General features: G+C 40.1%; 36 protein-coding genes. 23 read left to right on the top strand and 13 right to left on the bottom strand.

Annotation, left to right across the window (positions count from 1 at the left end):
• Positions 1-91: 91 nt before the first annotated feature.
• Positions 92-1,768 carry an alkaline phosphatase family protein gene (locus tag AsFPU1_RS06810; protein WP_124972037.1) on the bottom strand — a complete coding sequence of 559 codons (1,677 nt, stop codon included), beginning with the start codon at positions 1,766-1,768 and terminating at the stop codon, positions 92-94.
• A gap of 233 nt (positions 1,769-2,001) precedes the next feature.
• Positions 2,002-3,126 (bottom strand): glycosyltransferase family 4 protein, encoded by a 1,125-nt coding sequence (locus tag AsFPU1_RS06805; protein ID WP_172957444.1) that lies wholly within the window; start codon positions 3,124-3,126, stop codon positions 2,002-2,004.
• Positions 3,127-3,202: 76 nt separating this feature from the next.
• Here AsFPU1_RS06805 and cofG point away from each other — a divergent pair, with 76 nt between their 5' ends.
• The 3 genes from cofG (at position 3,203) to AsFPU1_RS06790 (ending at position 5,681) form a co-directional block, all read left to right on the top strand.
• Positions 3,203-4,165: a 7,8-didemethyl-8-hydroxy-5-deazariboflavin synthase subunit CofG gene (cofG, locus tag AsFPU1_RS06800; RefSeq protein ID WP_124972039.1), complete on the top strand. Its 963-nt coding sequence runs from the start codon at positions 3,203-3,205 to the stop codon at positions 4,163-4,165.
• A gap of 221 nt (positions 4,166-4,386) precedes the next feature.
• Positions 4,387-5,076: a M15 family metallopeptidase gene (locus tag AsFPU1_RS06795; protein ID WP_124972041.1), complete on the top strand. Its 690-nt coding sequence runs from the start codon at positions 4,387-4,389 to the stop codon at positions 5,074-5,076.
• 98 nt (positions 5,077-5,174) lie between these two features.
• Positions 5,175-5,681, top strand: a complete 507-nt coding sequence (locus AsFPU1_RS06790) for a ferric uptake regulation protein (protein WP_124972043.1) — start codon at positions 5,175-5,177, stop codon at positions 5,679-5,681.
• Between the two features lie 24 nt (positions 5,682-5,705).
• Here AsFPU1_RS06790 and AsFPU1_RS06785 read toward each other — a convergent pair whose 3' ends face one another.
• The gene (locus AsFPU1_RS06785; protein WP_124972045.1) at positions 5,706-7,457 is read right to left on the bottom strand and encodes a 2Fe-2S iron-sulfur cluster-binding protein; all 1,752 of its coding nucleotides are present in this window, start codon (positions 7,455-7,457) and stop codon (positions 5,706-5,708) included.
• 188 nt (positions 7,458-7,645) lie between these two features.
• Here AsFPU1_RS06785 and psb27 point away from each other — a divergent pair, with 188 nt between their 5' ends.
• On the top strand, positions 7,646-8,050 hold the full coding sequence (gene psb27 / locus AsFPU1_RS06780; RefSeq protein ID WP_124972185.1) for a photosystem II protein Psb27: 405 nt from the start codon (positions 7,646-7,648) through the stop codon (positions 8,048-8,050).
• Positions 8,051-8,543: 493 nt separating this feature from the next.
• Here psb27 and clpB read toward each other — a convergent pair whose 3' ends face one another.
• The 7 genes from clpB to AsFPU1_RS06745 form a co-directional block, all read right to left on the bottom strand.
• A complete protein-coding gene (gene clpB, locus AsFPU1_RS06775; protein ID WP_124972047.1) occupies positions 8,544-11,207 on the bottom strand; it encodes an ATP-dependent chaperone ClpB in 2,664 nt (887 codons plus the stop codon).
• Between the two features lie 88 nt (positions 11,208-11,295).
• Positions 11,296-11,667 carry a clan AA aspartic protease gene (locus AsFPU1_RS06770; protein ID WP_124972049.1) on the bottom strand — a complete coding sequence of 124 codons (372 nt, stop codon included), beginning with the start codon at positions 11,665-11,667 and terminating at the stop codon, positions 11,296-11,298.
• On the bottom strand, positions 11,664-11,939 hold the full coding sequence (locus AsFPU1_RS06765; protein ID WP_124972051.1) for a hypothetical protein: 276 nt from the start codon (positions 11,937-11,939) through the stop codon (positions 11,664-11,666). The genes AsFPU1_RS06770 and AsFPU1_RS06765 overlap by 4 nt, the downstream gene beginning before the upstream one ends.
• Before the next feature lie 174 nt (positions 11,940-12,113).
• Positions 12,114-12,311 carry a hypothetical protein gene (locus AsFPU1_RS06760; RefSeq protein ID WP_124972053.1) on the bottom strand — a complete coding sequence of 66 codons (198 nt, stop codon included), beginning with the start codon at positions 12,309-12,311 and terminating at the stop codon, positions 12,114-12,116.
• On the bottom strand, positions 12,283-12,549 hold the full coding sequence (locus AsFPU1_RS06755) for a BrnT family toxin (protein ID WP_124972055.1): 267 nt from the start codon (positions 12,547-12,549) through the stop codon (positions 12,283-12,285). The genes AsFPU1_RS06760 and AsFPU1_RS06755 overlap by 29 nt, the downstream gene beginning before the upstream one ends.
• Positions 12,550-12,678: 129 nt before the next feature.
• Positions 12,679-13,518, bottom strand: coding sequence for a hypothetical protein (locus AsFPU1_RS06750; protein WP_124972057.1), 840 nt, complete (start codon positions 13,516-13,518; stop codon positions 12,679-12,681).
• Positions 13,519-13,651: 133 nt separating this feature from the next.
• Positions 13,652-14,236 (bottom strand): Uma2 family endonuclease, encoded by a 585-nt coding sequence (locus AsFPU1_RS06745; RefSeq protein WP_124972059.1) that lies wholly within the window; start codon positions 14,234-14,236, stop codon positions 13,652-13,654.
• 136 nt (positions 14,237-14,372) lie between these two features.
• On the opposite strand from AsFPU1_RS06745, the gene AsFPU1_RS06740 reads away from it, so the two are divergent.
• Both AsFPU1_RS06740 and AsFPU1_RS06735 read left to right on the top strand, forming a co-directional pair.
• Positions 14,373-14,612, top strand: a complete 240-nt coding sequence (locus AsFPU1_RS06740) for a hypothetical protein (protein ID WP_124972061.1) — start codon at positions 14,373-14,375, stop codon at positions 14,610-14,612.
• Positions 14,613-14,807: 195 nt separating this feature from the next.
• On the top strand, positions 14,808-15,416 hold the full coding sequence (locus AsFPU1_RS06735) for a pseudouridine synthase (RefSeq protein ID WP_124972063.1): 609 nt from the start codon (positions 14,808-14,810) through the stop codon (positions 15,414-15,416).
• Between the two features lie 148 nt (positions 15,417-15,564).
• Here AsFPU1_RS06735 and AsFPU1_RS06730 read toward each other — a convergent pair whose 3' ends face one another.
• Positions 15,565-16,446 carry a fructosamine kinase family protein gene (locus AsFPU1_RS06730; RefSeq protein WP_124972187.1) on the bottom strand — a complete coding sequence of 294 codons (882 nt, stop codon included), beginning with the start codon at positions 16,444-16,446 and terminating at the stop codon, positions 15,565-15,567.
• Positions 16,447-16,658: 212 nt separating this feature from the next.
• Complete coding sequence (locus AsFPU1_RS06725; protein ID WP_124972065.1) at positions 16,659-17,954, bottom strand: M16 family metallopeptidase; 1,296 nt, start codon at positions 17,952-17,954, stop codon at positions 16,659-16,661.
• Positions 17,955-18,148: 194 nt separating this feature from the next.
• Between AsFPU1_RS06725 and AsFPU1_RS23300 the strand changes: the two genes are divergently transcribed.
• Both AsFPU1_RS23300 and AsFPU1_RS06720 read left to right on the top strand, forming a co-directional pair.
• Positions 18,149-18,280 carry a hypothetical protein gene (locus AsFPU1_RS23300; RefSeq protein ID WP_265415798.1) on the top strand — a complete coding sequence of 44 codons (132 nt, stop codon included), beginning with the start codon at positions 18,149-18,151 and terminating at the stop codon, positions 18,278-18,280.
• Positions 18,237-18,461, top strand: coding sequence for a tetratricopeptide repeat protein (locus AsFPU1_RS06720; protein ID WP_227873381.1), 225 nt, complete (start codon positions 18,237-18,239; stop codon positions 18,459-18,461). The genes AsFPU1_RS23300 and AsFPU1_RS06720 overlap by 44 nt, the downstream gene beginning before the upstream one ends.
• A gap of 141 nt (positions 18,462-18,602) precedes the next feature.
• On the opposite strand, the gene AsFPU1_RS06710 is transcribed toward AsFPU1_RS06720, so the two are convergent.
• Positions 18,603-18,866: a type II toxin-antitoxin system Phd/YefM family antitoxin gene (locus tag AsFPU1_RS06710; RefSeq protein WP_124972067.1), complete on the bottom strand. Its 264-nt coding sequence runs from the start codon at positions 18,864-18,866 to the stop codon at positions 18,603-18,605.
• A gap of 419 nt (positions 18,867-19,285) precedes the next feature.
• On the opposite strand from AsFPU1_RS06710, the gene rplC reads away from it, so the two are divergent.
• The 15 genes from rplC to rplF all read left to right on the top strand — a co-directional run bounded on the left by rplC (position 19,286) and on the right by rplF (position 26,779).
• Entirely contained in the window at positions 19,286-19,924 is a 639-nt protein-coding gene (gene rplC / locus AsFPU1_RS06705) for a 50S ribosomal protein L3 (protein ID WP_124972069.1), read from the top strand.
• A gap of 58 nt (positions 19,925-19,982) precedes the next feature.
• Positions 19,983-20,615 carry a 50S ribosomal protein L4 gene (gene rplD / locus AsFPU1_RS06700; protein WP_124972071.1) on the top strand — a complete coding sequence of 211 codons (633 nt, stop codon included), beginning with the start codon at positions 19,983-19,985 and terminating at the stop codon, positions 20,613-20,615.
• Entirely contained in the window at positions 20,608-20,910 is a 303-nt protein-coding gene (locus tag AsFPU1_RS06695; RefSeq protein ID WP_124972073.1) for a 50S ribosomal protein L23, read from the top strand. Before rplD ends, AsFPU1_RS06695 begins: the two co-directional genes overlap by 8 nt.
• A 78-nt stretch (positions 20,911-20,988) precedes the next feature.
• Positions 20,989-21,822, top strand: a complete 834-nt coding sequence (gene rplB / locus AsFPU1_RS06690; protein WP_124972075.1) for a 50S ribosomal protein L2 — start codon at positions 20,989-20,991, stop codon at positions 21,820-21,822.
• 44 nt (positions 21,823-21,866) lie between these two features.
• A complete protein-coding gene (gene rpsS, locus AsFPU1_RS06685; RefSeq protein WP_124972077.1) occupies positions 21,867-22,148 on the top strand; it encodes a 30S ribosomal protein S19 in 282 nt (93 codons plus the stop codon).
• A gap of 33 nt (positions 22,149-22,181) precedes the next feature.
• The gene (rplV, locus tag AsFPU1_RS06680) at positions 22,182-22,544 is read left to right on the top strand and encodes a 50S ribosomal protein L22 (RefSeq protein ID WP_124972079.1); all 363 of its coding nucleotides are present in this window, start codon (positions 22,182-22,184) and stop codon (positions 22,542-22,544) included.
• 34 nt (positions 22,545-22,578) lie between these two features.
• Positions 22,579-23,301, top strand: a complete 723-nt coding sequence (gene rpsC / locus AsFPU1_RS06675; RefSeq protein ID WP_124972081.1) for a 30S ribosomal protein S3 — start codon at positions 22,579-22,581, stop codon at positions 23,299-23,301.
• Positions 23,302-23,336: 35 nt separating this feature from the next.
• A complete protein-coding gene (rplP, locus tag AsFPU1_RS06670; RefSeq protein ID WP_124972083.1) occupies positions 23,337-23,756 on the top strand; it encodes a 50S ribosomal protein L16 in 420 nt (139 codons plus the stop codon).
• A 3-nt stretch (positions 23,757-23,759) separates the two neighbouring features.
• Positions 23,760-23,993 (top strand): 50S ribosomal protein L29, encoded by a 234-nt coding sequence (gene rpmC, locus AsFPU1_RS06665; protein WP_124972085.1) that lies wholly within the window; start codon positions 23,760-23,762, stop codon positions 23,991-23,993.
• Between the two features lie 7 nt (positions 23,994-24,000).
• Positions 24,001-24,243 (top strand): 30S ribosomal protein S17, encoded by a 243-nt coding sequence (gene rpsQ / locus AsFPU1_RS06660; protein ID WP_124972087.1) that lies wholly within the window; start codon positions 24,001-24,003, stop codon positions 24,241-24,243.
• Between the two features lie 17 nt (positions 24,244-24,260).
• Positions 24,261-24,629 carry a 50S ribosomal protein L14 gene (gene rplN / locus AsFPU1_RS06655; protein ID WP_124972089.1) on the top strand — a complete coding sequence of 123 codons (369 nt, stop codon included), beginning with the start codon at positions 24,261-24,263 and terminating at the stop codon, positions 24,627-24,629.
• Positions 24,629-24,979: a 50S ribosomal protein L24 gene (gene rplX, locus AsFPU1_RS06650; protein WP_124972091.1), complete on the top strand. Its 351-nt coding sequence runs from the start codon at positions 24,629-24,631 to the stop codon at positions 24,977-24,979. The genes rplN and rplX overlap by 1 nt, the downstream gene beginning before the upstream one ends.
• A 122-nt stretch (positions 24,980-25,101) precedes the next feature.
• Positions 25,102-25,644: a 50S ribosomal protein L5 gene (rplE, locus tag AsFPU1_RS06645; RefSeq protein WP_124972093.1), complete on the top strand. Its 543-nt coding sequence runs from the start codon at positions 25,102-25,104 to the stop codon at positions 25,642-25,644.
• Between the two features lie 82 nt (positions 25,645-25,726).
• On the top strand, positions 25,727-26,128 hold the full coding sequence (gene rpsH / locus AsFPU1_RS06640; RefSeq protein WP_124972095.1) for a 30S ribosomal protein S8: 402 nt from the start codon (positions 25,727-25,729) through the stop codon (positions 26,126-26,128).
• A gap of 111 nt (positions 26,129-26,239) precedes the next feature.
• Positions 26,240-26,779, top strand: a complete 540-nt coding sequence (rplF, locus tag AsFPU1_RS06635) for a 50S ribosomal protein L6 (protein ID WP_124972097.1) — start codon at positions 26,240-26,242, stop codon at positions 26,777-26,779.
• The last annotated feature ends 2 nt before the right edge of the window (positions 26,780-26,781 follow it).

Raw genomic sequence — 26,781 nt, 5'->3', positions numbered from 1 at the left:
AGTATGTAGTACGTAGGGGCGGGTTTTTGACAAAATTCCCTGATGCTCACAAAAAAGTCAGATCAACCCGCCCTAAAAGGCTTACTACAAACTACTTACTTAGTGCCAAATTCTTCCTAATAGCTAGGGGTTTACCCTCTAAATACTCAGGAATAGGAGCATCCATTAAAGATAGGATAGTTGGAGCCAGATCGAGAACGTGACCTTGAGATAAACTTGTTCCTGGCTCAATTTCTGGTCCATAGGCCAGAATCATTCCTTCAGGACGATGACTCCCTGCTCGATAGGGAGGTAAGGGGCCACATCGACCATAATCAGGACTATCTATCACATCTGTGGCATAATCATCTTGCCAAACTACAATTAAATCTGGATCAGGTAGCTTAGGATGACGCTCACAGGGATTTTCTCGCGTACGGACAATCTTTTTGACCATAGGAATGCCTTTTCGAGCATCTTTAAGAGCATATAGCTTCTCACATAGCTCATCACACAAGGCATGATATTCTGAGGGTTCTACAATTCCTTGCGGTTCTCTTCCTTTGAGGTTAATGCGGATATACCCTTCGGCAAAACTTGGTAAAGCAAAGGCTTTCATCGATGGCCATAAAAGTTTGTACCATTGGGTCGGATTCCAAGGGATCACCCTTTCTCCTCGTCGCATCAGTTCCCAAGGGGAAATTAAATCAGGTTCGTCACTTTTTTCGAGCCAGGGTTCTATGATCTTAAAAATTCGGTTGTGTAATTCTCGTCGCAGAAACCGTCTCAAAGGATTAGTATCATATTTTGTCCCCCAAATATGCCGTTCCCAGTAATTACATTTCATCTTAGTTACAGGAGGGGGTAAGGGGTCGGAAATCTTACTATAACCAAGGGCGTATTGGCCAGGAAAATTGAAGCGATAAAGAAACTCAGGCAATGCCACAAATGTTGGTAAATCAATGGTCGCTGGCCCCATCCCATGAGCCGAAAATATCACCACATGAGCATTATCAGGGGCTTTGGCTACAATCTCCCCAATAGCTTCGTCCATGAGTTGGAATAGCATCAATAAGGGGTCATATCCTACCTGAGAATGCAACGCTTCGTATAAAGGATGATCCGGTTGACTTAGTTGCCATAATAAATGGCCCCCAGCATGAGGCGTATTAAAAACGGTTAAAAATAAGTCCCAATCTTCTCGTTGCAATAAATCTTGACAATTGGCCGATTGTCGCAGAATACTGGTTTTTAATCGTTCTACTATTTTTAAAGTGGATTTGAGATCCAAACAAACGGCATAATCTTTATGTAGGGACGGACTTGCACCATGTTTGTCAATTAATTCTTGCCATAGGGTTTCAGGTAAAGATCCACTGTCAACTTGAGGAGAATGGGCCCCCCAAGCAGCAACTTGCACTCCATTAATTTTATCAGTTAACCTAACTTGAGGTACATCAAAGGTAGCGACTCGATAATCTGGCCCTAATGAGTAAAAAGCGGGATATTCTTCAAATTTATAAGCGGCAATGGTTTCAAAGTTATAAGTGCCTTCACACAGTCCCATATGCGCCCAAAACCCTGTTTTTTGCGGGGAACAACCTGTAGCAAAGGTAGTCCAAGCGGTTTCTACATTGGAATCATCAAAATTCTGCAGTCTGCCGTAAATTCCTTTTTCTCGTAATTTAGATAAATTTTTTAAATATCCTTGTTCCATCCATTTTTCGACTAAAGAAGGTTCAGCCGCATCTAGTCCAATGGCAATTACAGGTTTTTTAAGCATTGACATGATAGTTATCCTTTAATTTGGTTTAATGTCTATCAAAATCTATTTGAACAATGAACAATGAATGGCTCCTTACATTGTCAACTATCAATTATCAATTGTCAATTGGTTGGTAATGATTATTATTGTAAGCTAAGACCTATTTAAATTGTATATTAGCATATTAGGAAACAAACCATCACTTCATCATCCCATCAGTCGAATAGGACTAATTTAGATGCGTCACAGCTTATCAGCTAGTTTGACACAAGTTCTGAGGCTATCCGATACACAGAATTAGCCCATTGATCCCAATTTAATCTTTTTTCATATTCTTCTCTCGATGAACGCACTAATTGTTCATAAATATTTTTATCAGAAAAGTAAGTAGCAATCAAATTAGCATATTGATCACCCGAATCATTTAGGGATAACATAAAACCATTTTTTCCATTTTCAATAATATCGGGAATTCCTCCTACATCGGTTGTCATTACGGGAATACCATAAGCATTTGCTTCACAAATAACAATGGGGGAACAGTCGGCACGAGTAGGGAAAATCAGAAAATGTGAGCTTAATAAAAGTTCTATAAACTGTTCTTGCTCTTGGGGAATATTTTTGTCTAAAAAAGGAATAATTTTAAATTTTTCGTGTTGAAATTCTGGGGGAGGAATACAGCCAAGTATCACTAATTCTACTTCTAAATTTAGTTTTAGTAAGCTCAATAAAGTTTCCCAGGCAATTTTTCCCCCTTTTCTTTGCCAATCTTTACCAATAAATAATAAACGACAAGCAGAACTTTGACATTTAGTCAAGATTTTGTCTATCTCAGGAACCTGCTCTATATTAGCACCAAAGGGAACAATTTCTATTTTGTTGGGGTCAGCTTCATAGTCGTTAATAGCAGAATTTGCTGCCCATTTTGAAGAATATACTATCTTGCTTGCCCTGACAATTTGTTGTTTTTCTTCCTCATCCAATAATATTTTTTTTCCGTAAGTTTGAAGAATTAGTCTTGGAGTTGTATCCGATAAATAGATAATTGGTAAATCTGTTTCTAGGAAGGGTAATTCTTTGGAGGCAACGGGGGCAAATATTACATCAAAATTATTCTGTTCTAATTGTTTTTTAATGAGCTTAGCAAAATTTTCATTATTCTCTTTTTTTTGCTTCTCAGTATCTTGAAAAGATCCCCAAGTTTTTTTGATTTTTTCTTTTATATTATTCCACTGTGAGGGAGGATAAGGATCACCTAAATTTACTAATTCAAATTCTTTTTTAGACATTAATGCTTGGTGCATATAGTAAAGAGTTCCGGAAAAAGTATTCCGATTCATATAATTTTTTTGAGAAAAGAAACCAAGCTTAACTTTTTTCATAAATCTTTAATTTAAACTATTCATTAACATTAATGATAACATTTAAGTGAAATCCTCGTCAATTAAAATTATATTAATGTATCATTCTATTACTTATAGTTCTGCCTATACTTTAGTACCTACTTATGAATGTTTCAATCGTTGTACTTATTGTAATTTTCGGGTTAATCCACTTCAAGATTCTTGGTTAACCTTAACTCAAGCCGAACAAATTTTACAACCATTTCAAGGAACTAATCTCTGTGAAATTTTGATTTTGAGTGGGGAGGTACACCCCCAGTCTCCCAGGCGAAAATCATGGTTACAGCGTATTTATGATCTGTGTGAATTAACTTTATCGATGGGATTTTTACCTCATACTAATGTCGGCCCTTTAAGTTTCATTGAAATGGAAAAGCTTAAAGAAGTTAATGTTTCTATGGGTTTAATGTTAGAACAAATTACACCAAAACTTTTAACCACTGTTCATCGTCATGCACCTAGTAAAATCCCTGAAATACGCTTACAACAGTTAGATTTTGCCGGACAATTAAAAATTCCTTTTACTACAGGTATTTTATTAGGAATTGGGGAAAATAATCAAGATTGTTGGGACACTTTAGACGCGATCACTCACAGTCATCAACAATGGGGTCATATTCAAGAAGTTATTTTACAACCCTATTGTCCTGGACAAAAACAAAGTTTAATAATGGCTGGTTTTAATATTTCTCAATTACCAAAAATAATAGCAAAAGCTCGAACTATTTTACCAGATACTATTAGTTTACAAATCCCTCCTAATTTAATTTCAGACCCTTATTGTTTATTAGATTGTTTGGCAGCAGGAGCAAGAGATTTAGGAGGAATTAGCCCAAAAGATGAAGTAAATCCTGATTACCCTCATCTTATTTATAGCAAATTATCAGCCCTTTTAAGCTCATCTCAATGGCAATTAATTCCTCGTTTACCTATCTATCCGAGCTATGATAATTGGTTATCTGTCCCGTTACAAAATGCCGTTAAAAAATGGAGAAAAATTATAAATTATAAATTATAAATTATAAATTATAAATTTAGTCAAAGCTTCACTTGTTTATTCCCCGTTAATATGAGAGTAACAAAGGTTTTGGCTAAACCCGCCCCTACAAATTTTGTGTAATTAATTTTGTCTACCTACTTATAATAGTCTTTTTGTCTATCCTTTGAGGGAATGGGTTTTATCGATTAATAGTATTATGCCTCTACATGATAAAATGATAAATAATGAATCATAGAAAGATGAAGCCTTATCAACAAATTCCCATCTCTGAGTGTGGGGAACCTTTAGTTTCTATTCCCTTAGAAAAATTTGCTGTAATGTCTCCCCATCCCTATGAGAAATTAGGAGCTAATTATCAAGGGAAATCTCCTTATTATTTGCGTAAAAGGGTTGTAAATGCCTTATTACAAGCTCAAACTTTCTTACAGCAAAATTATCCAGGGACGAACATTTTAATTTTTGATGCTTATCGGCCTGTGGCAGTACAACAATTTATGGTAGATTATACCTTTGCTTCGGTGGTTAAACAACAAGGTTTAACCCCTGAACAGTTATCAGAGGCAGAAAAACAAGCTATTTGGCAACAAGTTTATCAAATTTGGGCTGTTCCTAGTGAAAATCCTGCTACTCCTCCTCCTCATAGTACGGGGGCTGCAGTCGATATTACCCTAATCGATGAAACAGGAGCTATAATAGACATGGGAGGGCAAATTGACGAAATGTCCGAGCGATCGCAACCTAATTATTATGCTCAGAGTATAGATGTAATCAAACAAAATTATCATCAAAAACGAGAACTATTAAAGCAAATTATGATAAACGCTGGATTTTCTCGACATCCGGGGGAATGGTGGCATTTTTCCTTGGGAGATCAAATGTGGGCCTGGGAAACCAAACAAGCGATCGCTTATTATGGAAGAAAATTTTAGAGTTGCTAAAGTTTCTCAATAAGATGATATTGTTGCAAATAGCTCTTGATACAGACTATCATTGTCAATTAAAGAGCATTAGTTAAGAGCAATTTATTATGCCTCCTTACACCGCCAATTCCCTAAAAGCCGAATTGAATGCCAGAGGGTGGCGTTTAACCCCCCAACGAGAGAAAATTCTCCACATCTTCCAGAACCTCCCCACAGGAAACCATTTGAGTGCTGAAGAACTCTATGAACTCTTAGAACAAAGAGAGGAGTCTATTAGCTTATCAACCATTTATCGTAGCGTGAAATTAATGTCACGGATGGGGATTTTACGAGAATTAGAACTCGCTGAAGGTCATAAACACTACGAACTGAATCATCCTTATCCTAACCATCATCATCACATGGTTTGCATTCAATGTAACAAAACCATTGAATTTAAAAATGATTCCATCCTGAAACATAGTTTAAAACAATCAGAGAAAGAAGGCTTTCAATTAATTGATTGTCAATTAACTGTTATGACCATTTGTCCAGAAGCAATACGCATGGGTTGGCCTTCTTCTCTTCCGAGTAATTGGTCATGTACTCGCGCGATTTGTGATCATGAAACTTAGGCTCAAAATCAAGCTTACCCTCTCCTAAATATCAATGATAACTCGTCCGGTAGGATAAGCAATACAACCTAAAATATAACCCTGATTTCGTTCACTAGGATCAAGTCCGTCAGGTTCTCCCTCATAGCGAATTTCTCCTTCTAACTTTTTGATTTTGCAAGTGCCACATCCTCCACTACGACAACTGGAATTAACCTCAATCATGGCTTCTTCTGCTGTTTCTAAAATAGAAGTATTAGCATTAATTTTAACTTCTTTTTTAGACTGGGCAAATACAACCGTATGAGTCTCATTTGAGGACTTAGGAACCCCTGGAGAAACAGGAGTAGTTTTGACAGAAGTAGGAGGGGTCAGCACAGTAGTAGAAGCAGTGGGAGTTGATGAGGCTTTTTTGCTTCCTCCGAAACTTTCTTGATGATAATTGACCATCGGAAAACCCATTCCCTCTACTAAAGTTTTAACCCCTTTCATAAAGGTATCTGGGCCACAAACATAGATCATTCTCTCTTGAAAATCTGGGGCAATTATCTCTAATAATTTATCAGTTAACCGTCCGGTAAATCCCCACCAAGGTTCTCCCAGACTAGCACGAGTCATAGTTAAGGCCAGATGAAAATTGGGGTGTTGTGCTGTCATTACTTCCAACTCTCGTCGAAAAATAATATCTTGAGGACTACGCGCACTATGGAAAAAGATTATATCCCGTTGCGCTCCCGTATCCAAGGCCCAGCGAGACATAGACATCATGGGAGTAATACCACTACCTGCCGAAATAAATAACAGTTTAGGATGATTATTATCCACACAGGTAAATTTTCCAGAAGGGCCACTTAAACTAATTTCACTTCCAACAGAAATATTATCATGTAACCAATTAGAAACTAGTCCTGGTGGTGCATCAGGGACATCTGATGGGGGTGGGACTCGTTTGACGGTAATTTCTAAGGTATGGGGACGAGAAGGAGTGGAAGAAATTGAATAGGCCCGTTTAATAGTTTTGCCGACAATATTAAGCTTTAAGGTAACAAATTGACCTGGTTTATAGTTGAATAAAACCGGAGAAGTCCCTACAAACCGGAAAGTTTTTACATCCTGAGTTTCTTCAATAACACTCAAACAACGAACGGTTAAATCTCCTTTTGTCCACCAATTAATTCCATCAAGAGGGGGTGTTTCTAATACAGTAGGGGTGTCTACTTTGGGAATAGGAGAAGAAGAAACAGCAATAGGGGTGATAATTTGGGAAACCGTGGCCGAAGGAGTATTAACAGATACAGAAGTTTCTTTATTTAGGGAAGTTTTTGGATTCTCAGAAGTGGTAGAAGAAGAACGACGATTTTTCAAGGCCAAAGATTTCATGGCCTGCAAAGATTTTCTCGGTCGTTGATTTGATGTTTGGCGAGAATCAGCGTTTTTTCTTCTAGATTTACTTTTACTATACTTAGATTTTCCTTTTAGGGGGAGGCCATCAATAATGAGGACAAATTCCCCAATACGGATAATATCATCGGTTTCTAGGGAATAAGGATGTTCAAGGGTGATTTCTTCATCGTTGACTTGGGAGTGTCCTACCTTAGTCATGTCCCTAAAATAGTATTGTCCGTTATCGATAAATAGCTTACCGTGAATTTCCTGAACTTTCATACTCGGAAGGACTAACCCACAAGCAGGAGAACTACCAATTGAACATCCGTCTCCTTTCAAGCGATGATCACTAATTTCTAGTTCTTGATGCTCAATGGGGTGTTTAGAATTAAACAGTTTAATTTTTAGCATAGGGGGTAACTTATGGCAGTTACTAATCATGCTTAGAGTTCCCCAAAAATCGGCTAAACTAACATCACTGAAAAAGTTTGTTGCGTTGGTGATTGGATAAAAGCTATATTGTGGCCTCCTCACCTAGACTTAGTGTGTCCAGGGGTTTATTATTATTTTACGAAAGCTATTACACAGAAACCTCAATGATCTTTTTAAAGTCTTACTTATCTCGTTTGTTGGCACTGGTACTGGTAGGGGTGATTTTCTTAGCTGGTTGTGGTAATACGATTAGTGGCCTCTCTGGCGATTATACCAATGATACCCTGAAAGTGATTAATACCTTGACTACCGCTCTAGATTTACCCAATGATGCTCCTAATAAAACGGAAGTTCAGTCTCTTGTAAGAGAGCAGATTAATGATTATATTTCTCTGTATCGACGCAATGGAAAATCCGGGGGACTGCGTTCATTTACTACCATGCAAACCGCATTAAATTCTATCGCGGGTTATTATACCGCTTACGGAACTCGTCCTATTCCTGAAAAACTCAAAACACGGCTCAAACAAGAGTTTAAACAAGCAGAAATCTCTGTTCAACGGGGTGTTTAATTGAGGAGGTTAACTTATCACAAATATACCTCAAACCCTTAAGGGTTTAGCTATAAATACAAAGCCTACCTTCGTAGGCTAATATGAAGGCTGCGTAGGCAGTCTTAGCTTTGGTAGCATCAGTCTTTAGACTGTTAAGATTAAAGGTTTGAGTCCATCAAGCCTTTTTTTATTCTTAAAAAATTAACTGTGTCAGTCTACAACATTTATTTATCTCCTACTACTTAGTCTAAATCTAATAAATTTTTTAAAAAATCAACAAATTTTGCCAGTGCAGGAACTTCTTTTGGTGTTTTTTCACTAATCCACTGTCTGCTTTTTCACCATTTTCTAGTGGACTGACACAAACTAATTTGGTGTATTAGGATTCGGATTTGTTGGGTTTCGTACCTCAACCCAACCTACAATCTATTACCTAATTTTAGATGTGTCAATTTAGATATGTCAGTCCACTACTTTAAGTGTAACTTAATAAGGGTTATTAATTTTTATATTAAGATGAAACTACCTCAACTTCTACCGTTGGAATAATTTCTTCTCCTCGCTTATCAAATAATAAATGATTATCCTGACAATCTATTAAAATTGTATCTCCAGCAGAAAACGTTGTTTCTAAAATCTTAGTAGCGATCGGATTTTCTAATTCCCTTTGAATCGCCCGTTTTAAAGGTCTGGCCCCATATACCGGATCATAACCAGAATTCACAATATAATCAAGGGCCGCATCACTCAATTCTAAACTAATTTTTTGTTCATCTAATAATCGTTCAATACGCTTAATTTGCAAAGTAACAATGCGTCTTAATTCATCTTTTTTCAATGTATGAAAAATAATTAAATCATCAATTCGATTGAGAAATTCTGGACGAAAATGTTTGCGTAATGCTTGAAAAACTTCCTTACGCATCGGTTCATAATTATTATCATCTCCCGCCAAATTAAGAATATATTCACTGCCAATATTACTGGTCATCACAATAATAGTATTACGAAAATCTACCACTCTTCCTTGAGAGTCCGTAATCCGTCCATCATCTAATACTTGTAATAAAATATTAAAGACATCTATATGGGCCTTTTCTACCTCATCTAAAAGTACCACCGAATAAGGACGACGACGCACAGATTCTGATAATTGTCCCCCTTGTTCATACCCCACATATCCTGGAGGGGCCCCGATTAACCGCGAAACTGCGTGTTTTTCCATGTATTCAGACATATCAATGCGTACCATCGCATCTTCTGAATCAAATAGAAACGCCGCTAAGGCCCTCGCTAACTCAGTTTTACCCACACCTGTTGGCCCCATCAATAAAAATGAACCAATAGGACGGGAAGGATCTTTCATACCGGCCCGGGCCCGTCGAATAGCGGCCGCTACTGCTGCGACGGCTTCATTTTGACCGATAACCCGTTGATGTAAATGACCCTCTAATTCCAGGAGTTTTTGCCGTTCTGACTCCAATAAACGGTTAATAGGAATACCTGACCATCCAGCTACAATTTCAGCAATATCTGACTCGGTAACTTGTTCTCTTAATAGGGTTTGACCCTGAGATTGAATTTCTATTAATTTAGTTTCTTTTGCAATTAATTGTCGTTGTAATACTTCTAATTTACCATATTTTAATTGGGCTGCTTTATTAAGATCATAAGCCCGTTCTGCTTGTTCAATTTGTACCCTTAATTGTTCTTCTTCTTCTTTAAGGGAATTAATATCTTCTAACATTTGCTTTTCAGCTTGCCATTGAGAAGCTAATTTTTCGTGACTTGCTTCTAATTCTTTAATTTCTTGTTGAATTTTTTCTAACCGTTCTTTAGACGATCGATCAACTACTAACATTCCCCGTTGTTCTTCTCCTTCTAAAGATAATTTTTCCATTTGTAACTGCATTAAGCGTCGATCAACATCTTCTAATTCGACTGGTTTTGATGTAATTTCCATCTTTAATTTAGCGGCCGCTTCATCCACTAAATCGATGGCTTTATCGGGTAAAAATCGATCTGTGATATAACGATCAGATAAGGTGGCCGCAGCAACTAAGGCTGAGTCTGTAATTTTGACCCCGTGATGGACTTCATAACGTTCTTTGAGTCCTCGTAAAATTGAGATGGTATCCTCAACACCCGGTTGCTTGACATATACCTGCTGAAAACGTCGTTCTAAGGCGGGATCTTTCTCAATATGCTTACGATACTCATCAAGGGTAGTCGCACCGATACAGCGCAATTCTCCCCGCGCTAACATGGGTTTTAAGAGGTTCCCTGCATCCATTGATCCCCCTTCGCGTGAACCGGCCCCGACCACCGTATGTACTTCATCGATAAATAGGATAATCTGGCCTTCAGAATGGGTCACTTCGCGCATGACTGTGCGTAAGCGTTCTTCAAATTCTCCGCGATATTTAGCCCCTGCGATGAGACTTCCCATATCTAATGACATTAATTGCCGATTTTTGAGAGATTCTGGCACATCTCCATTAACAATACGTTGGGCCAACCCTTCCGCGATCGCGGTTTTTCCCACTCCGGGTTCTCCGATTAATACAGGATTATTTTTAGAACGCCGTGATAATACTTGAATAACTCTGCGTATCTCCTCATCTCTACCAATTACGGGATCTAGCTTGCCTTTTCTTGCCTGTTCAGTGAGATCCCGTGAATATTTTTCTAACGCTTCATAACGGTCTTCTTGGTTTTGTTCGGTGACTTTTTGTGATCCGCGAACGGCTTTTATCTGTTGTTCTAAATCTTGAGGATCGAGGTTAAAATTGCGTAAACAACGCCGTCCGATGCGTTCATCTTCAGCAAAACCGATCAGCAAATGTTCGACAGAAATGTATTTATCTTGCCAACTTTCACGGGAAGCATCGGCCCGATCTAACATTACATCTAAACTACGTCCGAGATACAATTCAACGGCCACACCCTTAGCTTGTCGGTTAGCGAAGGTTTCTAACTGCTGCAGCAAGCGGGGGACTTCTATATTAGCCTTGTCTAAAATCCTTACAGCTAAGCCTTTTTCTTGTTCTAAGAGGGCTAAAACAACGTGTTCGACTTCTAAGGTTTGGCTTTTGAAACGACGGGCCACATCTTGGGATTTAACGATGGCATCCCAGGCTTGTTCGGTAAATTTGCTTGAGTCGGTAGGTTGCATTATGGGCTAAACAGCAGTGTTAGAGCTATATTATATCTCAGTTCTACTAACACAAGCATCTTGCTTGTGACCTGAGTTCGAGATCGCACTACTTCAAGGCTTCAATTGTAACAGTACCGCCCTCAACTGTCTCAATCTGAAGCTTGAAACCATACAGCAAACCCATTCCCACTAACGGATCTGCATCAGAAGCCACCACATCAATAATTTTGTTCTGACCATCCCAGATCACAGAAGCTTTGTATACTTCAAAAATTACTTCGCTCCCGTCGCCTAACGTACCAATGTCTCGGTAGTGCCAAGGCAAGCCAAGACTTGTGATGATAGAAAGCGGTAAAGACAAAAAGCTGGTGAATCCCGTATCAATGACTGCATCAACGGTTATTTTAGGTAAACCGATACGACCCACTGCAATTTTGATGATTGCCTCACAATTATTATTGACCACACCGAACATCATAGGAGCTTTCTGAGACTACGACTGCTAAAACGGAAGACGGCTCTATGTCCAATCCGAATCACCCAAGGTTGAGCATCGGGTTCACGTTCATAAAGTCGATCAACTGCTAGCATCGGCGTGTCGGCTACTTCAAAAGCACCTGTTTCAATATCAATCGCTACAATTTTGCCGTAGTTGCCTTCCTCAACTTGCGATCGCACTTGATCTTCATAGATTGCTTTACCTCGTTGAGCAAATTCTTCTTTGCTATAGCGGGGTTGTCGAACTGCCATAATTTAGATCTCTCTTTGAGCATTGTCTGACCTTCATTCTAGCGGACCTCTAGGTTATATCCAACTTGCCCGTAGATTGTTGGGTAAGAGTCTTCAACCCAACTTACAAGATCGGCGATCGCACTAAACTTCACGATTACATTTCATGCTTCGCACCCTACAAGAGCGATCGCACTACAAGATCGGCACTTGTATTGATATACGGCGAAACTCATTTAATTCTTGTTGAGATAAGGGGAGACAGTCCGAATCTGCTTCGGCTGCTTTGTCAATTTCCTCCTCAGTCATTGCTTCAACTTTTTCCCAATCTGTCTTGCCATGACTAGGATTTTTGGGATCAAGTTTAACTCTGGTAATATTGTCGTCGTTCATTTTTATTGGCTCTCCTTGCTGAAATAATACGATATCTGTCGTTTCTTTTGGTATAGACGACAAATAAAACTACTTGATTAACTATACCAATTACTTGATTTCTAGTTTCACCATAATCACGTTTATCTTCTCTTTCGAGACGGTTGGGATCTAGAAAAATATTTTTTGCATCTTCAAAATCAATGTTATGCTTGATCAAGTTTGAAGCAGCTTTATCATCGTCCCATTCTATCTCCATTTTATCGAGATTTTATATCTAGTTAATAACATCTGGGATTATACATGATGGGATTATACATGATAGGGTTATATTTATATTTGTTGGGTTTCGTCCCCTCAACCCAACCTACAAGATCCGCGATCGCACTTACCTACTCCTATCGCCCTCCAAGTGATCAATAGCATCTTGATAGAGTTCTACATCTGATTGATGCGGTTTTTTTTGCCGTTCGTATTCAAGGAGTCTACTACACATTTTCTGATCACCGTAGCAGAGATTAAGCAATCGTTTTTTCAATCTATCTAACTCTTTGGAAGGTGAAATTTCGCCCGACTGCCGAAGCTGCATGACATATCGTTGGGCAAAATGGTACTCAGCATCAGTCAAGTATCCCAGCCTATGACCTGGATGGTAATTCTGTTGAGCCACATCACGGCGATAGCCAGCCAAAAAAATTTCTCCAAATCCACAAATAAACATACACAGATCCGTGTAGCGTTCGTTCAAATTCACATCGCTTTTGCGAATCCCAGAATTCTCTAAAATATAATGACAGACTTCATGAACCAGAATTGCTTGTGCTGCTAATTTGTCTTGAAAAAAATTGGCTCCTACCTCAATTGTCACCCAACCTTCCTCGTCAACTTTGAACATCCCGGCAGCAGCAGGCAGTGACACGACTTGAACCCGTGGTATCATCTGAGGCACGCTAAATCCGGGTACTATCCGCCTTGCATGACGGATTAAAACCTCAATCACTTGGGTGGGTGCTGTAATATTGACAAAATCTGCTGGATTGAGCAAAAACTGAGATTGCTGAAAGGATTCCTCCGTTGTCCAAGCCTGGGTCGCAAGTTCTAGCAACTGAGTTGCTAGGTCGGGAAACGTGGAGAGAGAAGATGAATGAGATGGTTGTACGGGAGATTTCGCTACTGCTAAATACAAAAAAACTATCAACAAGAAAACTAGGATCCAGATGATGCTCATAATTCACCTTGGAAGTAATACAATTAGGGTAATTGGATTCTAAATGTCAATTCCTTTTTATTGGAACTTTGATAAAAAATATAACAAAAAGATGGTTAAATACAAAAATTATTTGTAACAAGCTTTTTCAATTTCAAAGTGTTGTTTCTGGGGTAAGGTCGAGGTTGCGATAAACTTGTTCAATTGGAAAACTTAGATTAATGCTTTTGAGTTCTACGGTATCGCCTTCTTGGTAGTTAATAATAAGCCATTCACCTGTATCTTTTTTGTGATACAAATCCATTTCTATGCTCGTGGAACTCACTAATAAATAATCTTGTAAGACTAGATTTTTGCGATACATTCTAAATTTGCCACCTCTGTCATAGGATTCGGTGCTAGGTGAAAGAACTTCAACGATGAGACAGGGATAAGTAATGTATTGGGTTGTGGTTTTATCGCGCTCCTCGCAGGTTACGGTTACATCGGGGTAAGTGTAGTTAGTTGTTTCAACAATGTTGATTCTCAGATCTGAGTTACCTACTTCGCAGCCACTGCTTTCAAGGTGATTGGAAAATAGGGTAATAAATCTAACGGAGATGAGGCTATGGTTTTTGCTGCCGCCGCTCATGGCGTACACTTGACCGTCGATCAATTCGTGTTTTTCTAGTTGCTTTTCTTCCCAAGCAAAGTATTCTTCTGGGGTAAGTTGGGGAAAGTTTTCTTTAATGGCAATCATGGGAAATCACTCCTTGGTTAGCTTTGGTACTATTTTAACGATTTACACAAACATTTTTTGGCTTCTCCCGACATTTTGGTAGAAAATATATAATAAGCTACAATATAACAAAAAGATGGTTAAATTTATACTTAAAATGTTATCTTTCATTAAAGTTATTTCAACAGGTTTGATGTGCATTACGATCGCTTGGGAATTGGGGCATTTGTCTGACTTACCAATTTGGCAAACTATCCCCAATTATTTTAATTATATTTTTCTGTTGGCACGTTTTGCCCTTATTATTCATGTTATAGAAGGTATCGCCGCAGCTTATTACGCCCCTACTCAAAATAAAAATCCTCTTAAATATGGTATTTATACTTTTACAGCTTAATTTTAAGCCTGGGTAGCCAGGGTTAGTTCCTAAATTCATAATTCATAATTCATAATTCATAATTTATAATTCATAATTCATAATTTATAATTTATAATTCATAATTCATAATTCATAATTTATAATTCATAATTCATAATTTATAATTTATAATTCATAATTCATAATTCATAATTCATAATTCATAATTTAAGTATGTATCACTACATTCTATTTAATAAACCTTATGGGGTATTATGTCAATTTACTGATAAAGATAACCCAAATTCTCCTCGTCCAACTCTAAAAGATTATATTCCCATTCCTAATATTTATTCGGTGGGAAGACTCGATCTTGATAGTGAAGGATTGTTATTATTAACTAATAATGGCCCCCTAAAACATCGTCTCTCTCATCGAGAATTTGCCCATCCTCGTACTTATTGGGTACAAGTAGAACGAATTCCTGATGAATTCACACTTGAACAATTACGTCAAGGGGTACAAATACAGGACTATCGGACTCGTCCGGCCCAAGTTCAACTGTTAGCAACCCCGCCGAATTTACCACCCCGTAACCCTCCCATACGCCATCGGAAAACCGTTCCTACCGCTTGGCTAGAAATCAGTTTAACCGAAGGGCGAAACCGACAAGTTAGGCGTATGACGGCCACTATTGGTTATCCTACCTTACGATTAATTCGAGTGTCTATAGGGTTTAAGGCCGGTAAAACTTTAGAAAAATTGAGCTTAGGGGACTTAAAACCTGGAGAATGGCGACAAATCACTCCAATAGAAAGATCTTCTCTAGAAAAATTAAAATAAAACTTTTGATTCTTCCGTATCTGTGGTGATAAGTAAAGCTTATAATTCGTAGGGTGGGTTAGACGCGGCTATGATTTTGATGAAAAACGCATAACTTTTAAGGCGCGTCGTAACCCACCATATAAAGTATTGTAGCTAATTATACATTTTATACCAAGATGTCGGGAGAGCTTAAAATTTCTTGAATCATCAAATTAGCCTGAGAACCATAACCCCCACCAAATAGATTAAAATGGTTAAGAATATGATAGAGATTATAAATAGTTTTACGCTTTTTATAGCCTTCATCTAACGGTAAAATCTCGTTATATCCCCGATAAAATGCCCCAGAAAACCCACCAAATAACTCAGTCATAGCAATATCAACCTCTCGATCACCATAATAGGTTGCAGGGTCTAAAATAACCGGTTCTCCTATCTCGCTTACAGCTACATTTCCTGACCATAAATCTCCATGAACTAAAGAAGGTTGAGGTTGTCTATCTTGTAACAAACCTCGAACTTTTTCTACTATTTGTAAATAGTCCCCAAAATTACCACCCTTGCGCTTAGCTAATTTTAATTGATAACCAATCCTTTGTTCAGCAAAAAAATCAGCCCAATTATCCATCCAAGTGTTAACTTGAGGTGTAGAACCAATCGTATTATTCCGTTCCCAACCAAACTGAGAAGAACCTTGATAAGCGTGCATTTTAGCAAGTTTTCGTCCCATTTCTTGCCGAGAATCATTAGTCCCACGACCAAATTCTAACCACTCTAAAACAATATAACTCACTCTTTCGGCCATGCCCCAACAAATCGGTTTAGGAACTCGAATAGTATGAGTTTCTGACATTTGTTTTAATCCTAATGCTTCGGCCGCAAACATTTCTATTTGAGAAGCTTGATTAATTTTAACAAAATAAGTGACTTTATTATTTGTTATGGAGTAACCTTGATTAATACAACCACCACTCACAGACCGTTGATTTTTCAGCTTAAAATCTTCGACCGTAACTTGGCTAATATGTTCAGTAATTTGTGTCCACATCATCAACCTAATTAAGTAATAAGTAATAAGTTCCTTCGGCGCGATTGCAAGTAGGGGAGGGTTTTTTCCTAAAATTGCTAGTTTTCAACCAATATCTTAGATAAACCCGCCCGTACATAAGTAATAGGCAAACATAATGTTTTTGAACTATTTTAACACTTCTTAAAACAGAAATGTTAATTTATATCAACCTAATTATTAATTTAAAATCACTAATGGTTAGGCTTGACAATTGTGATGCCATAAGCATCAGTTTTGAGATACTTTTGAGCAGCTAATTGAATATCAGTTTTGGTCAAAGATTGAATAGTATTAGGATAAGTTAAGGCGGGTTCTAAATCACCTAACTGAGAATAATAATACCCGTAAAGATTAGCGCGATCGCTTGGTCTTTCATTGCCAAAAATAAACCGATTAGATACTTGAGTGCGAATCCGATTTAATTCTGCTTCTGTGACTGATTCTATTTGAATTTGCTGCAAATGTTCAATAATAAGTCTCTCCACTTTGGGAATATTTTCAGACACTAACTGACTTGAAATATAAAAAACACCTTGAATTTCTTGAGTCATATTACTAGCACTAATACGAGTAACTAAACCCCTATCTTCTCGTAAATCTCGAAATAAACGAGACAATTTTCCTTGACCTAAAATCACCGACAACACATCTAAAGTATAGGTTTCATGTAAGTCAATTAATCCAGGAACTCGCCACATCATTATTAAACGAGCTTGTTGTAAAGTATTATCTTCATACTCTCGTCTTACAATATCAGTAAACGGGGCTTCTGGAGTAAGTTCAATTAAACTTTCTTTTGGCAAACTTTCTTGATAATTCTTAACAGTATAAGTTTGCTCAAAACTATCTGCTACAATATCAATTAACTGTTTTGTGGGAAGATTGCCAACAGCCACCGCCGTCATTGAATTAGGTTGATACCAAGTATCATGAAAAGTCCGCATTTGTTGCGATTTTAACTGTTCAATCACATAAGTGGGACCTAATACTGGACGACGATAAGGTAAAGACTCAAAACCCGTTTCCATAGCCCGATAAAATGTGCGACGACGGGGGTTATCATCAGAGCGACGAATCTCCTCTAAGACTACCATTCTTTCCCGTTCAAAGGCTTCATCGGGAATACTAGCATTTAAGACAACTTCCAACTGTAACGGGGTCAAGTGAGCAAAATCTGAGGGCGCACTGGTGATATAATAATGGGTATACTCTTGAGAAGTGGCCGCATTGGTGACAGCCCCCCGTTCTTCAATCAAGCGTTCAAACTCTCCACTAGCTAACCGGGGCGTTCCCTTAAAGATCATATGCTCTAAAAAATGAGCCATGCCATTGATTTCATCAGATTCGAGGGCAGAACCTACCTTGAACCAGAGATTGAGGTTAACAGCGTCTACAGGCATTTGTTCCGCAATAATGGTCAAACCATTAGGTAAACGTTGAATCACTGGGTTATTGAGAGAAACTGGCTTAGGCAAAGAATCGAGCATTGAGGAAGTCCTGATAAACCTGCTCTTTCTATCTTACCCGTACAAGTCTCAGCCATGAAAAAAGACCCTCTTGTACCAAAAACAATATCGATAAATCTCCCTTTTGGTATTGGTGGAACCGAGTGGGAAACCGATCCCACCGAACGTAGGGCTGATATTGCTAGAATCGAAAAGTAGTAAGGGGAAATTGACAAATGACTGAGAATCCCGAAACCGCACAATTGACCGCCGAGGAATGGTTTAACCGTGCCTATAATAAAAGTCAATCAGGAGACAAGCAAGGTGCGATCGCTGACTACAATCAAGCTATTTCAATACTATGCTGATGCCTACAACAATCGGGGCATAGCCAAGAAAACCTTAGGAGACAAGCAAGGTGCGATCGCAGACTACAATCAAGCAGCACAACTTTACTCGCAGCAAGGCAATATGGAATGGTATATTAAAGCCCTCGACAACATCAAAAATCTTGAAAAAGGATTTTGGGGATTGATTCGTCTTGAATAATATCCCTTGAGATTACCTAATAGTTTCTCATAGGGCGGTTCATAGGGATTTTGTTTGATGATTTTCAGTAAGGATTTCAAATTTTCCTCTAAGTTGGCCCCTTTCAATTTTTTTGCATCTTTTAAAGCAGTACGACTAAATTCAATCTTCCAGTTCATTAAATTCTTGCATAAATTCTTCTTCAGATATCCAATCTTTTGCTTGTTCAGCCTCTCTAATAGACTCCATCAAGCCTGGTATTGACTGTAAATAGAGAGTTTCTTGAATACTTTCCCAATCGTCTTTAGACAGTAGCACAGCATCACCTTGCTGACTGGTGATAATTCGTGGTAAATGGTCTTTATTGACCTGTTCAACCAGACTAAACAATTTAGCCCTTGCCTCACTTGCACTGAAAATTTCCATTACCCACCCAAACTCCTACAACTCATTGTACCATGTTTTCTTAGGTTTCCTTTAAAGCTGACTGATCAATACACTGACTTTGGCGATCGCACCTGAACCCCATCAGAAAAAAAGATTAATCAACACTTGATCTTATACAATCATTTAGTCTATAATGTTTGATTGTGGCCAAAAAACGGCTATGACTTAAATTGCTCGCCGCTTTGGGATACTGAGGGAAAAGCCCTTAAGTCTCGAAGGTAAAACGGCAATAAACCCTTAACCAGAGCCATCACCTGGTTAAATGTACATCAAGCATCTTCTTGATATACCTACATCTGCTTTCAAGTTAACCCATGAAAGTTAGGGGTAATAACCTCCTGGCTGTTGGGAAATGACTTGATTGTCTCAAACCTGTCGTTTAGTAGAGGAAAACATCCGTGACTGTCGGTCTCCTCGGCACGAAACTCGGCATGACCCAGATTTTTGACGCAGAAACAGGACTAGCCATTCCTGTAACTGTAGTTCAAGCGGGACCTTGTCCCATTACTCAGGTCAAAACCCGTGATACAGATGGCTATAGTGCCATCCAGATTGGCTATTTAGAAGTAAAAGAGAAAGCCCTGACTAAACCAGAATTAGGGCATTTGAAAAAAACAGATACGGCACCAGTACGCCATTTAAAAGAATATCGAACCGAAGATCTCACCCCCTATGAAATAGGAAACGCCATCAAAGCAGACCTATTTAAAGCAGGGGACTTAGTAGATGTCGCCGGAAAATCGATGGGGCGTGGGTTTGCCGGCTATCAAAAGCGGCATAACTTCAAACGAGGACCAATGAGCCACGGCTCAAAAAACCATCGCCAACCAGGTTCAACCGGAGCAGGAACCACACCTGGACGGGTTTATCCAGGAAAACGCATGGCCGGACAATATGGGAATACCCAAGTCACCATCCGTCATTTAACAGTGGTTAGAGTTGATGCTGAGCGCAACCTAATACTGATCAAAGGAGCCGTTCCCGGCAAACCAGGTACACTGCTAAATATAACCCCTACTAAAACTGTCGGTAAATAAAAAGTCATCCATTTTTAGGATAGACAAAAAAACCGAAAACTGATGAGTGATCACAACTATGGTTAACTGTATCGTTAAAAACTGGGAAGGGGAACAAGTAGGCGAAGCCACCTTAGAATTAAAAGTGGCCAAAGAAGAAAACGCCGCCCATATTGTTCACCGAGCCTTAGTACGTCAAATGACTAACGCTCGTCAAGGAACAGCCTCCAGTAAAACCCGCTCAGAAGTGAGAGGAGGAGGACGTAAACCCTGGCGACAAAAAGGAACCGGACGAGCTAGAGCCGGATCAATTCGTTCACCCCTATGGCGAGGAGGGGGCGTAATTTTTGGGCCCAAACCGCGAGATTTTGACCTGAAAATGAATCGCAAAGAACGTCGTTTAGCCCTGAGAACGGCGATAAATAGTCGCGCTGAGGATCTAGTCGTAGTAGAAAACTTTGCCGAACATTTGTCTCAACCCAAAACCAAAGAATTCGTGGCAGCCCTGAATAGATGGGGTATTGACGGGAAGCAAAAAGTTGCTTTGATCCTAGTTGCTCCTCCCGAAAACGTCTATTTATCGATTCGGAATATTCCTTATGTAACATTGTTACGAGCCGACAGCCTCAATATATACGACATATTGAATGCGGATAAACTGGTAGCCACCTCCGAAGCTTTAGAAAAAATCCAGGAGGTTTACTGTGACTAAAGCCACCTTACGAGAATTGGCAGATTTAATTATCAAGCCAATTATTACCGAAAAAGCAACTTTGCTCCTAGAGCAAAATAAATATGTCTTTGACGTTGTACCTAAAGCGACGAAACCCCAAATTAAAGCGGCCATTGAGCAACTATTTGAGGTCAATGTAGTAGGAGTTAATACAATGCGTCCTCCTCGCAAAAAGCGTCGTGTCGGTAAATTTATGGGTTACAAAGCTTTATATAAACGAGCTATTGTGACCTTAGAAGAAGGAGACTCCATCGTATTATTCCCCGATGTGTAACAGTGAATAGTCAATAGTCAATAGTGAATAACTATCAACTAAAAACTATCAACTAATAACTAACAACAAATAACTAAAATGGGTATTCGTTCCTATCGGCCCTACACTCCTGGAACCCGACAAGCATCTGTATCAGACTTTGCGGAGATTACCAAAAGTGAGCCGGAAAAATCGCTAACCACCTACAAACACAATCAGAAAGGTCGCAATAATCGCGGCGTGATCACCAGTCGTCATCGCGGTGGTGGACACAAAAGATTGTACCGGATCGTAGATTTTCGTCGGGATAAATATGATATTCCCGCCAAAGTCGCCGCCATCGAATATGATCCCAACCGTAACGCTCGTTTAGCCCTACTATTCTATCAAGATGGAGAAAAGAGATATATTCTTGCTCCGGCCGGTTTAGCAGTAGGTACTACGGTCATTTCTGGCGAAAATTCACCCTTTGAAGTGGGTAACGCCCTTCCCTTATTTCGGGTTCCTTTAGGAAGCGAAGTTCATAACGTTGAATTAGTACCCGGTAGAGGGGGCCAAATGGTACGGGCAGCCGGTGCGGCGGCTCAAGTTGTAGCCAAAGAGGGAGATTATGTTACCCTCAGACTGCCCTCAAAAGAAGTGCGTATGGTACGAAAAGAGTGCTATGCCACCTTGGGGAAAGTCGGCAATATCGAGGATCGTAACATCACGTTAGGAAAAGCCGGAAGAACTCGTCATTTAGGACGCAGACCCCATGTTAGGGGAAGTGTCATGAACCCTGTGGATCACCCCCATGGAGGTGGAGAAGGACGCGCTCCCATTGGCAGAAGCGGCCCCGTTACTCCTTGGGGTAAACCCACATTAGGAGCCAAAACTCGGAACAAGAAAAAAGCCAGTTCCAAGTTAATTGTACGCCGTCGCAATCAAGGCTAAATGGCTTTTATTTTAGCCTTTGTCGTTTCATTGTTGAATTACTTATGGCTCGCTCGTTAAAAAAAGGTCCCTTTGTTGCGGACAGTCTCCTCTCAAAAATTGAAAAACTCAACGAGAGAGGGGATAAACAGGTGATTAAAACTTGGTCTAGGTCTTCTACCATTCTCCCAGATATGGTGGGCCATACCATCGCCGTTCACAACGGCAAACAGCACGTCCCTATCTATGTTTCCGAACAAATGGTGGGACATAAATTAGGAGAATTTGCTCCTACCCGAACCTTTAGGGGACACGCCAAAAGCGATAAAAAATCGGGTCGAAGATAACCGAATTACGTCATTACGGGTAATTGATTAATTATGGCAGTTGATACAACAACCGAAGCCAAAGCCATCGCTCGCTACATTCGGATGTCACCCTTTAAAGTGCGACGAGTGTTAGATCAGATTCGTGGGCGTTCCTATCGTGAGGCATTGATGATTCTTGAATTCATGCCTTATCGCGCTTGTGAACCGATTGTCAAAGTATTGCGATCGGCGGCGGCTAATGCTGAACATAACCAGGGACTAGACAGGACTACTTTAGTCGTGAGTCAAGCTTATGCGGATGGCGGCCCCAGTTTAAAACGCTTTCGGCCCCGGGCCCAAGGTAGGGCTTATCAAATTCGCAAACCTACCTGTCATATTACGATCGCTGTTGCCTCTGAGGTAACTGATGATTAATTTACATTCCTAACCTCTTTACCCCAAGAACCAAATGGGACAGAAAATACATCCAGTCGGTTTTCGTCTCGGTGTTACCAAAGATCATAAATCTTGTTGGTATGCCGATGGTAGACGCTATCCTGAGCTATTACAGGAAGACCTCAAAATTCGGAAATATGTTGAGAAAAACCTAAGTAACGCCGGAATTGCGGATATTCGGATCGAGCGTAAAGCCGATCAGATTGACTTAAGCATTCATACCGCTCGCCCCGGTGTAGTGGTAGGTCGCGGTGGAAGCGGCATTGAGCAATTACGGGTCGGTTTACAAAAGGAATTAGGCAGCAACCGCCAAATCCGCATTAATGTCATTGAAGTATCACGAGTTGATGCGGATGCGGCTCTAATTGCTGAATATATTACCCAACAATTAGAAAGACGGGTTTCCTTCCGTCGAGTCGTACGCCAAGCCATTCAACGGGCCCAAAGGGCTGAAGTCAAAGGCATTAAAATACAAGTCAGTGGCCGTCTCAACGGGGCTGAAATTGCTCGGACAGAATGGGTCCGCGAAGGACGAGTTCCCTTACATACTTTACGGGCCGACATTGATTATTCTTACCGCACCGCCCAAACAATCTATGGGATTTTAGGGGTGAAAGTGTGGGTATTTAAAGGGGAAATTATTCCTGGACAAGAAGATATTCCGGTTCCAGTTCCCGCTCAAGCTCCCCGTCGTGGGCGACGCAAACCACAGTTTGAAGATCGTTCTGACGAATAGTTAAAAATGTATAGTCAATTAACTATCAACTGATCATGTTAAGTCCTAGAAGAACTAAATTCCGAAAACAACAGCGCGGACGGATGAGAGGGTTGGCCCAACGGGGTAGTACCCTCAACTTTGGAGAATACGCCCTCCAAGCGACTGAACCCTGTTGGCTCACCGCCCGTCAAATTGAAGCTGCTCGACGCGCCATGACCCGTTATATCCGTCGGGGTGGCAAAATCTGGATTCGAGTTTTTCCTGATAAACCTGTCACCATGCGACCGGCTGAAACTCGGATGGGTTCAGGTAAAGGTTCCCCCGAATTTTGGGTAGCTGTTATTAAACCAGGGCGGTTACTGTTTGAATTATCTGGAGTAACTGAACCTATTGCTCGTGAAGCGATGCGACTTGCGGCTCAAAAATTACCCATCAAAACTAAGTTTATTAGTAATGAGGAGGAGTATATATAGACTATGGCTCTACCCAAGATACAAGAAGTAAGAGAATTGAGCGATGAGGAACTGTCCTCTGAAATCGTGGCCACCAAGAAAAAATTGTTTGACCTACGATTTCAACAAGCCACTCGCCGCTTAGAAACGCCTCATCAGTTCAAGCATATGCGCCATCGGTTAGCCCAACTGCTGACCATTGAGCGTGAGCGAGAATTAGCGATTGAGTCTTCAGTCCCAACCCAAGAGGAGGAGTAAACAGATTATGGCAGTTAAAGAAAGAGTGGGCCTTGTGGTTAGCAATAAAATGGATAAAACCGTGGTGGTTGCCATTGAAAACCGCTCTCCTCACCCTAAATATGGCAAAATTGTCGTTAAAACCAAGAAATTTAAGGCACACGACGAAGATAATCAGTGTAAGGAAGGCGACCGTGTTCGCATTCAAGAAACAAGACCCCTCAGTAAAACCAAACATTGGGTGGTCGCCGAAATTTTAACCTCCCATTAATCACCTATATTACCGCCGTGATTCAACAGCAAACCTATCTCAATGTCGCTGATAATAGTGGGGCCCGCAAGTTAATGTGTCTGCGAGTCCTGGGAACCGGAACCTGCCGCTATGGGGAAATTGGTGATGAAATCATTGCCGTGGTCAAAGATGCCATTCCTAATATGCCTGTCAAACGGTCAGATATTGTTAAAGCTGTCATCGTCCGTACTCGCAAATCCATAAAACGAGCTAGTGGTATGACTATCCGCTTTGATGATAACGCCGCCGTGATTATTAATAATGATGGCAACCCCAAAGGAACTCGCGTTTTCGGCCCAGTTGCCCGTGAATTACGGGATAAGAACTATACGAAAATCGTTTCATTGGCACCGGAGGTACTCTAATGAGTAACAAAAAAAGCGAAACCCCTAAACGCTATAAAATGCACGTGAAAAAAGGGGATACCGTTCAAGTGATCGCTGGACGCGATAAAGGCAAAGTGGGGGAAATTTTGAAAACTATCCCCAAAACTAGCCAAGTTGTGATTCAAGGGGTCAATATCAAAACTAAGCACGTTAAACCTCAGCAAGAAGGTGAATCAGGACAAATTACGACCGTTGAGGGCCCGATTCACAGTTCTAATGTCATGTTGTATTCCACTAAAGAAAAGGTGGTCAGTCGCATCTGCTACACCTTCACCGAAGAAGGACGTAAAGTGCGGATGTTAAAAAAAACAGGAGAAATCATTGACTAAATTATGAAGGCTGAATAGTGAATACCGAATTTTCCCAAAATTAAATTCATAATTCATAATTCATAATTCATAATTTATAATTCCCCCTGACCAAGCCCAGGAAATCTAAAAAGATCAACGTTATGACTCAACGACTCAAAACCGTTTACACAGAAACAATTGTTCCTAAACTCAAAGAACAATTTGGCTACACCAACATTCATCAAGTCCCTAAAGTTATTAAGGTGACGGTGAACAGAGGATTAGGAGAAGCGTCTCAAAACGCCAAAGCCCTTGAATCCTCCATTGCAGAACTGTCTACCATCACCGGACAAAAACCCGTGGTGACAAGAGCGAAAAAAGCGATCGCTGGCTTCAAAATTCGTGAAGGAATGCCAGTCGGGGTCATGGTCACATTACGTTCAGATCGAATGTACGCATTTTTGGATCGTTTAATTAACCTGGCCCTACCACGAATTCGGGATTTTCGTGGTATCAGTCCCAAAAGCTTTGACGGCCGTGGTAACTATAGCTTAGGTATCAGAGAACAGCTTATTTTCCCAGAAATTGACTACGACACCATCGATCAAATTAGGGGAATGGATGTCTCCATCATTACCACCGCTCAGACTGATGAAGAAGGACGGGCCTTACTTAAAGAAATGGGAATGCCCTTCCGTAGTTAGTCAACCCCTGCGGGGAATTTTAAATTATGAATTCGGTCAAAGTGGTCAATCTCAACCTTACAGGAGAAATTCATCGGCAATAATGGCAGCTAACGACACTATCTCAGATATGCTCACTCGCATCCGCAATGCTTGCTCGGTACGTCATCCAACTACCCAAGTACCGACCACCAAAATGACCCGCAGCATTGCCAAAGTTCTACAAGAAGAAGGCTTTATTGAGGGCTTTGAAGAAGTTGGCGTTGGAGTGCAAAAACATCTCATTCTTTCTCTCAAATACAAAGACAAAAACCGTCAGCCGATTATTAATACCCTAAAACGGGTCAGTAAACCAGGCTTACGAGTCTACTCTAATTGTAATGATATCCCTCGCGTTCTCGGTGGTATTGGTATCGCTATTATTTCCACTTCCAAAGGGATCATGACTGATAGAGAAGCGCGAAAACAAAAAGTAGGCGGAGAAATTCTCTGCTATGTTTGGTAACTTTTGCCGTGAACATTAAACAGTAAACGCCTGAACAGTGGATTGATGTCCTAACTGATAACTGCTAACTAATAACTGGTAACTGATAACTGATAACTGGTAACTGTAATTATGTCTCGTATTGGTAAACGTCCTATCCCCATTCCTCAGAAAGTCACAGTTGAGGTCAAAGGGCAGCACGTCCTCGTAACTGGTCCTAAAGGATCTTTAGAACGAGAGCTTCCTGACAAAATCAACGTGATTCAAGAAAGTACTACCCTATTGGTGGGCAGAGCAGATGATTCTAGACCCGCTAGGGAGCGTCACGGCTTATGTCGTACCCTAGTGTCCAACATGGTCGAAGGCGTATCCAAAGGATTTGAAAAACGCCTGAGTATTCAAGGGGTGGGCTATCGGGCCCAATCACAAGGGAGCAAATTAACCCTTAATGTGGGCTATAGTAAACCCGTTGAAATAATCATGCCTAACGAAATTCAAGTGGCTGTTGAAAACAACACCCTGGTGATTATTAGTGGCATTGATAAAGAAATTGTGGGTAATATAGCAGCCCAAATCCGGGCCGTTCGTCCCCCAGAAGTCTATAAAGGTAAGGGTATTCGCTATCTCGGTGAAGCCGTCAGACGTAAAGCTGGTAAGACAGGTAAGAAATAAAC

It is taken from the genome of Aphanothece sacrum FPU1, from assembly GCF_003864295.1.
In the GTDB taxonomy this organism is placed as follows: Bacteria; Cyanobacteriota; Cyanobacteriia; order Cyanobacteriales; family Microcystaceae; genus Aphanothece_B; species Aphanothece_B sacrum.
Note: the sequence above shows the minus strand (reverse complement) of the source record. Positions and strands in the feature narration are given on the sequence as shown.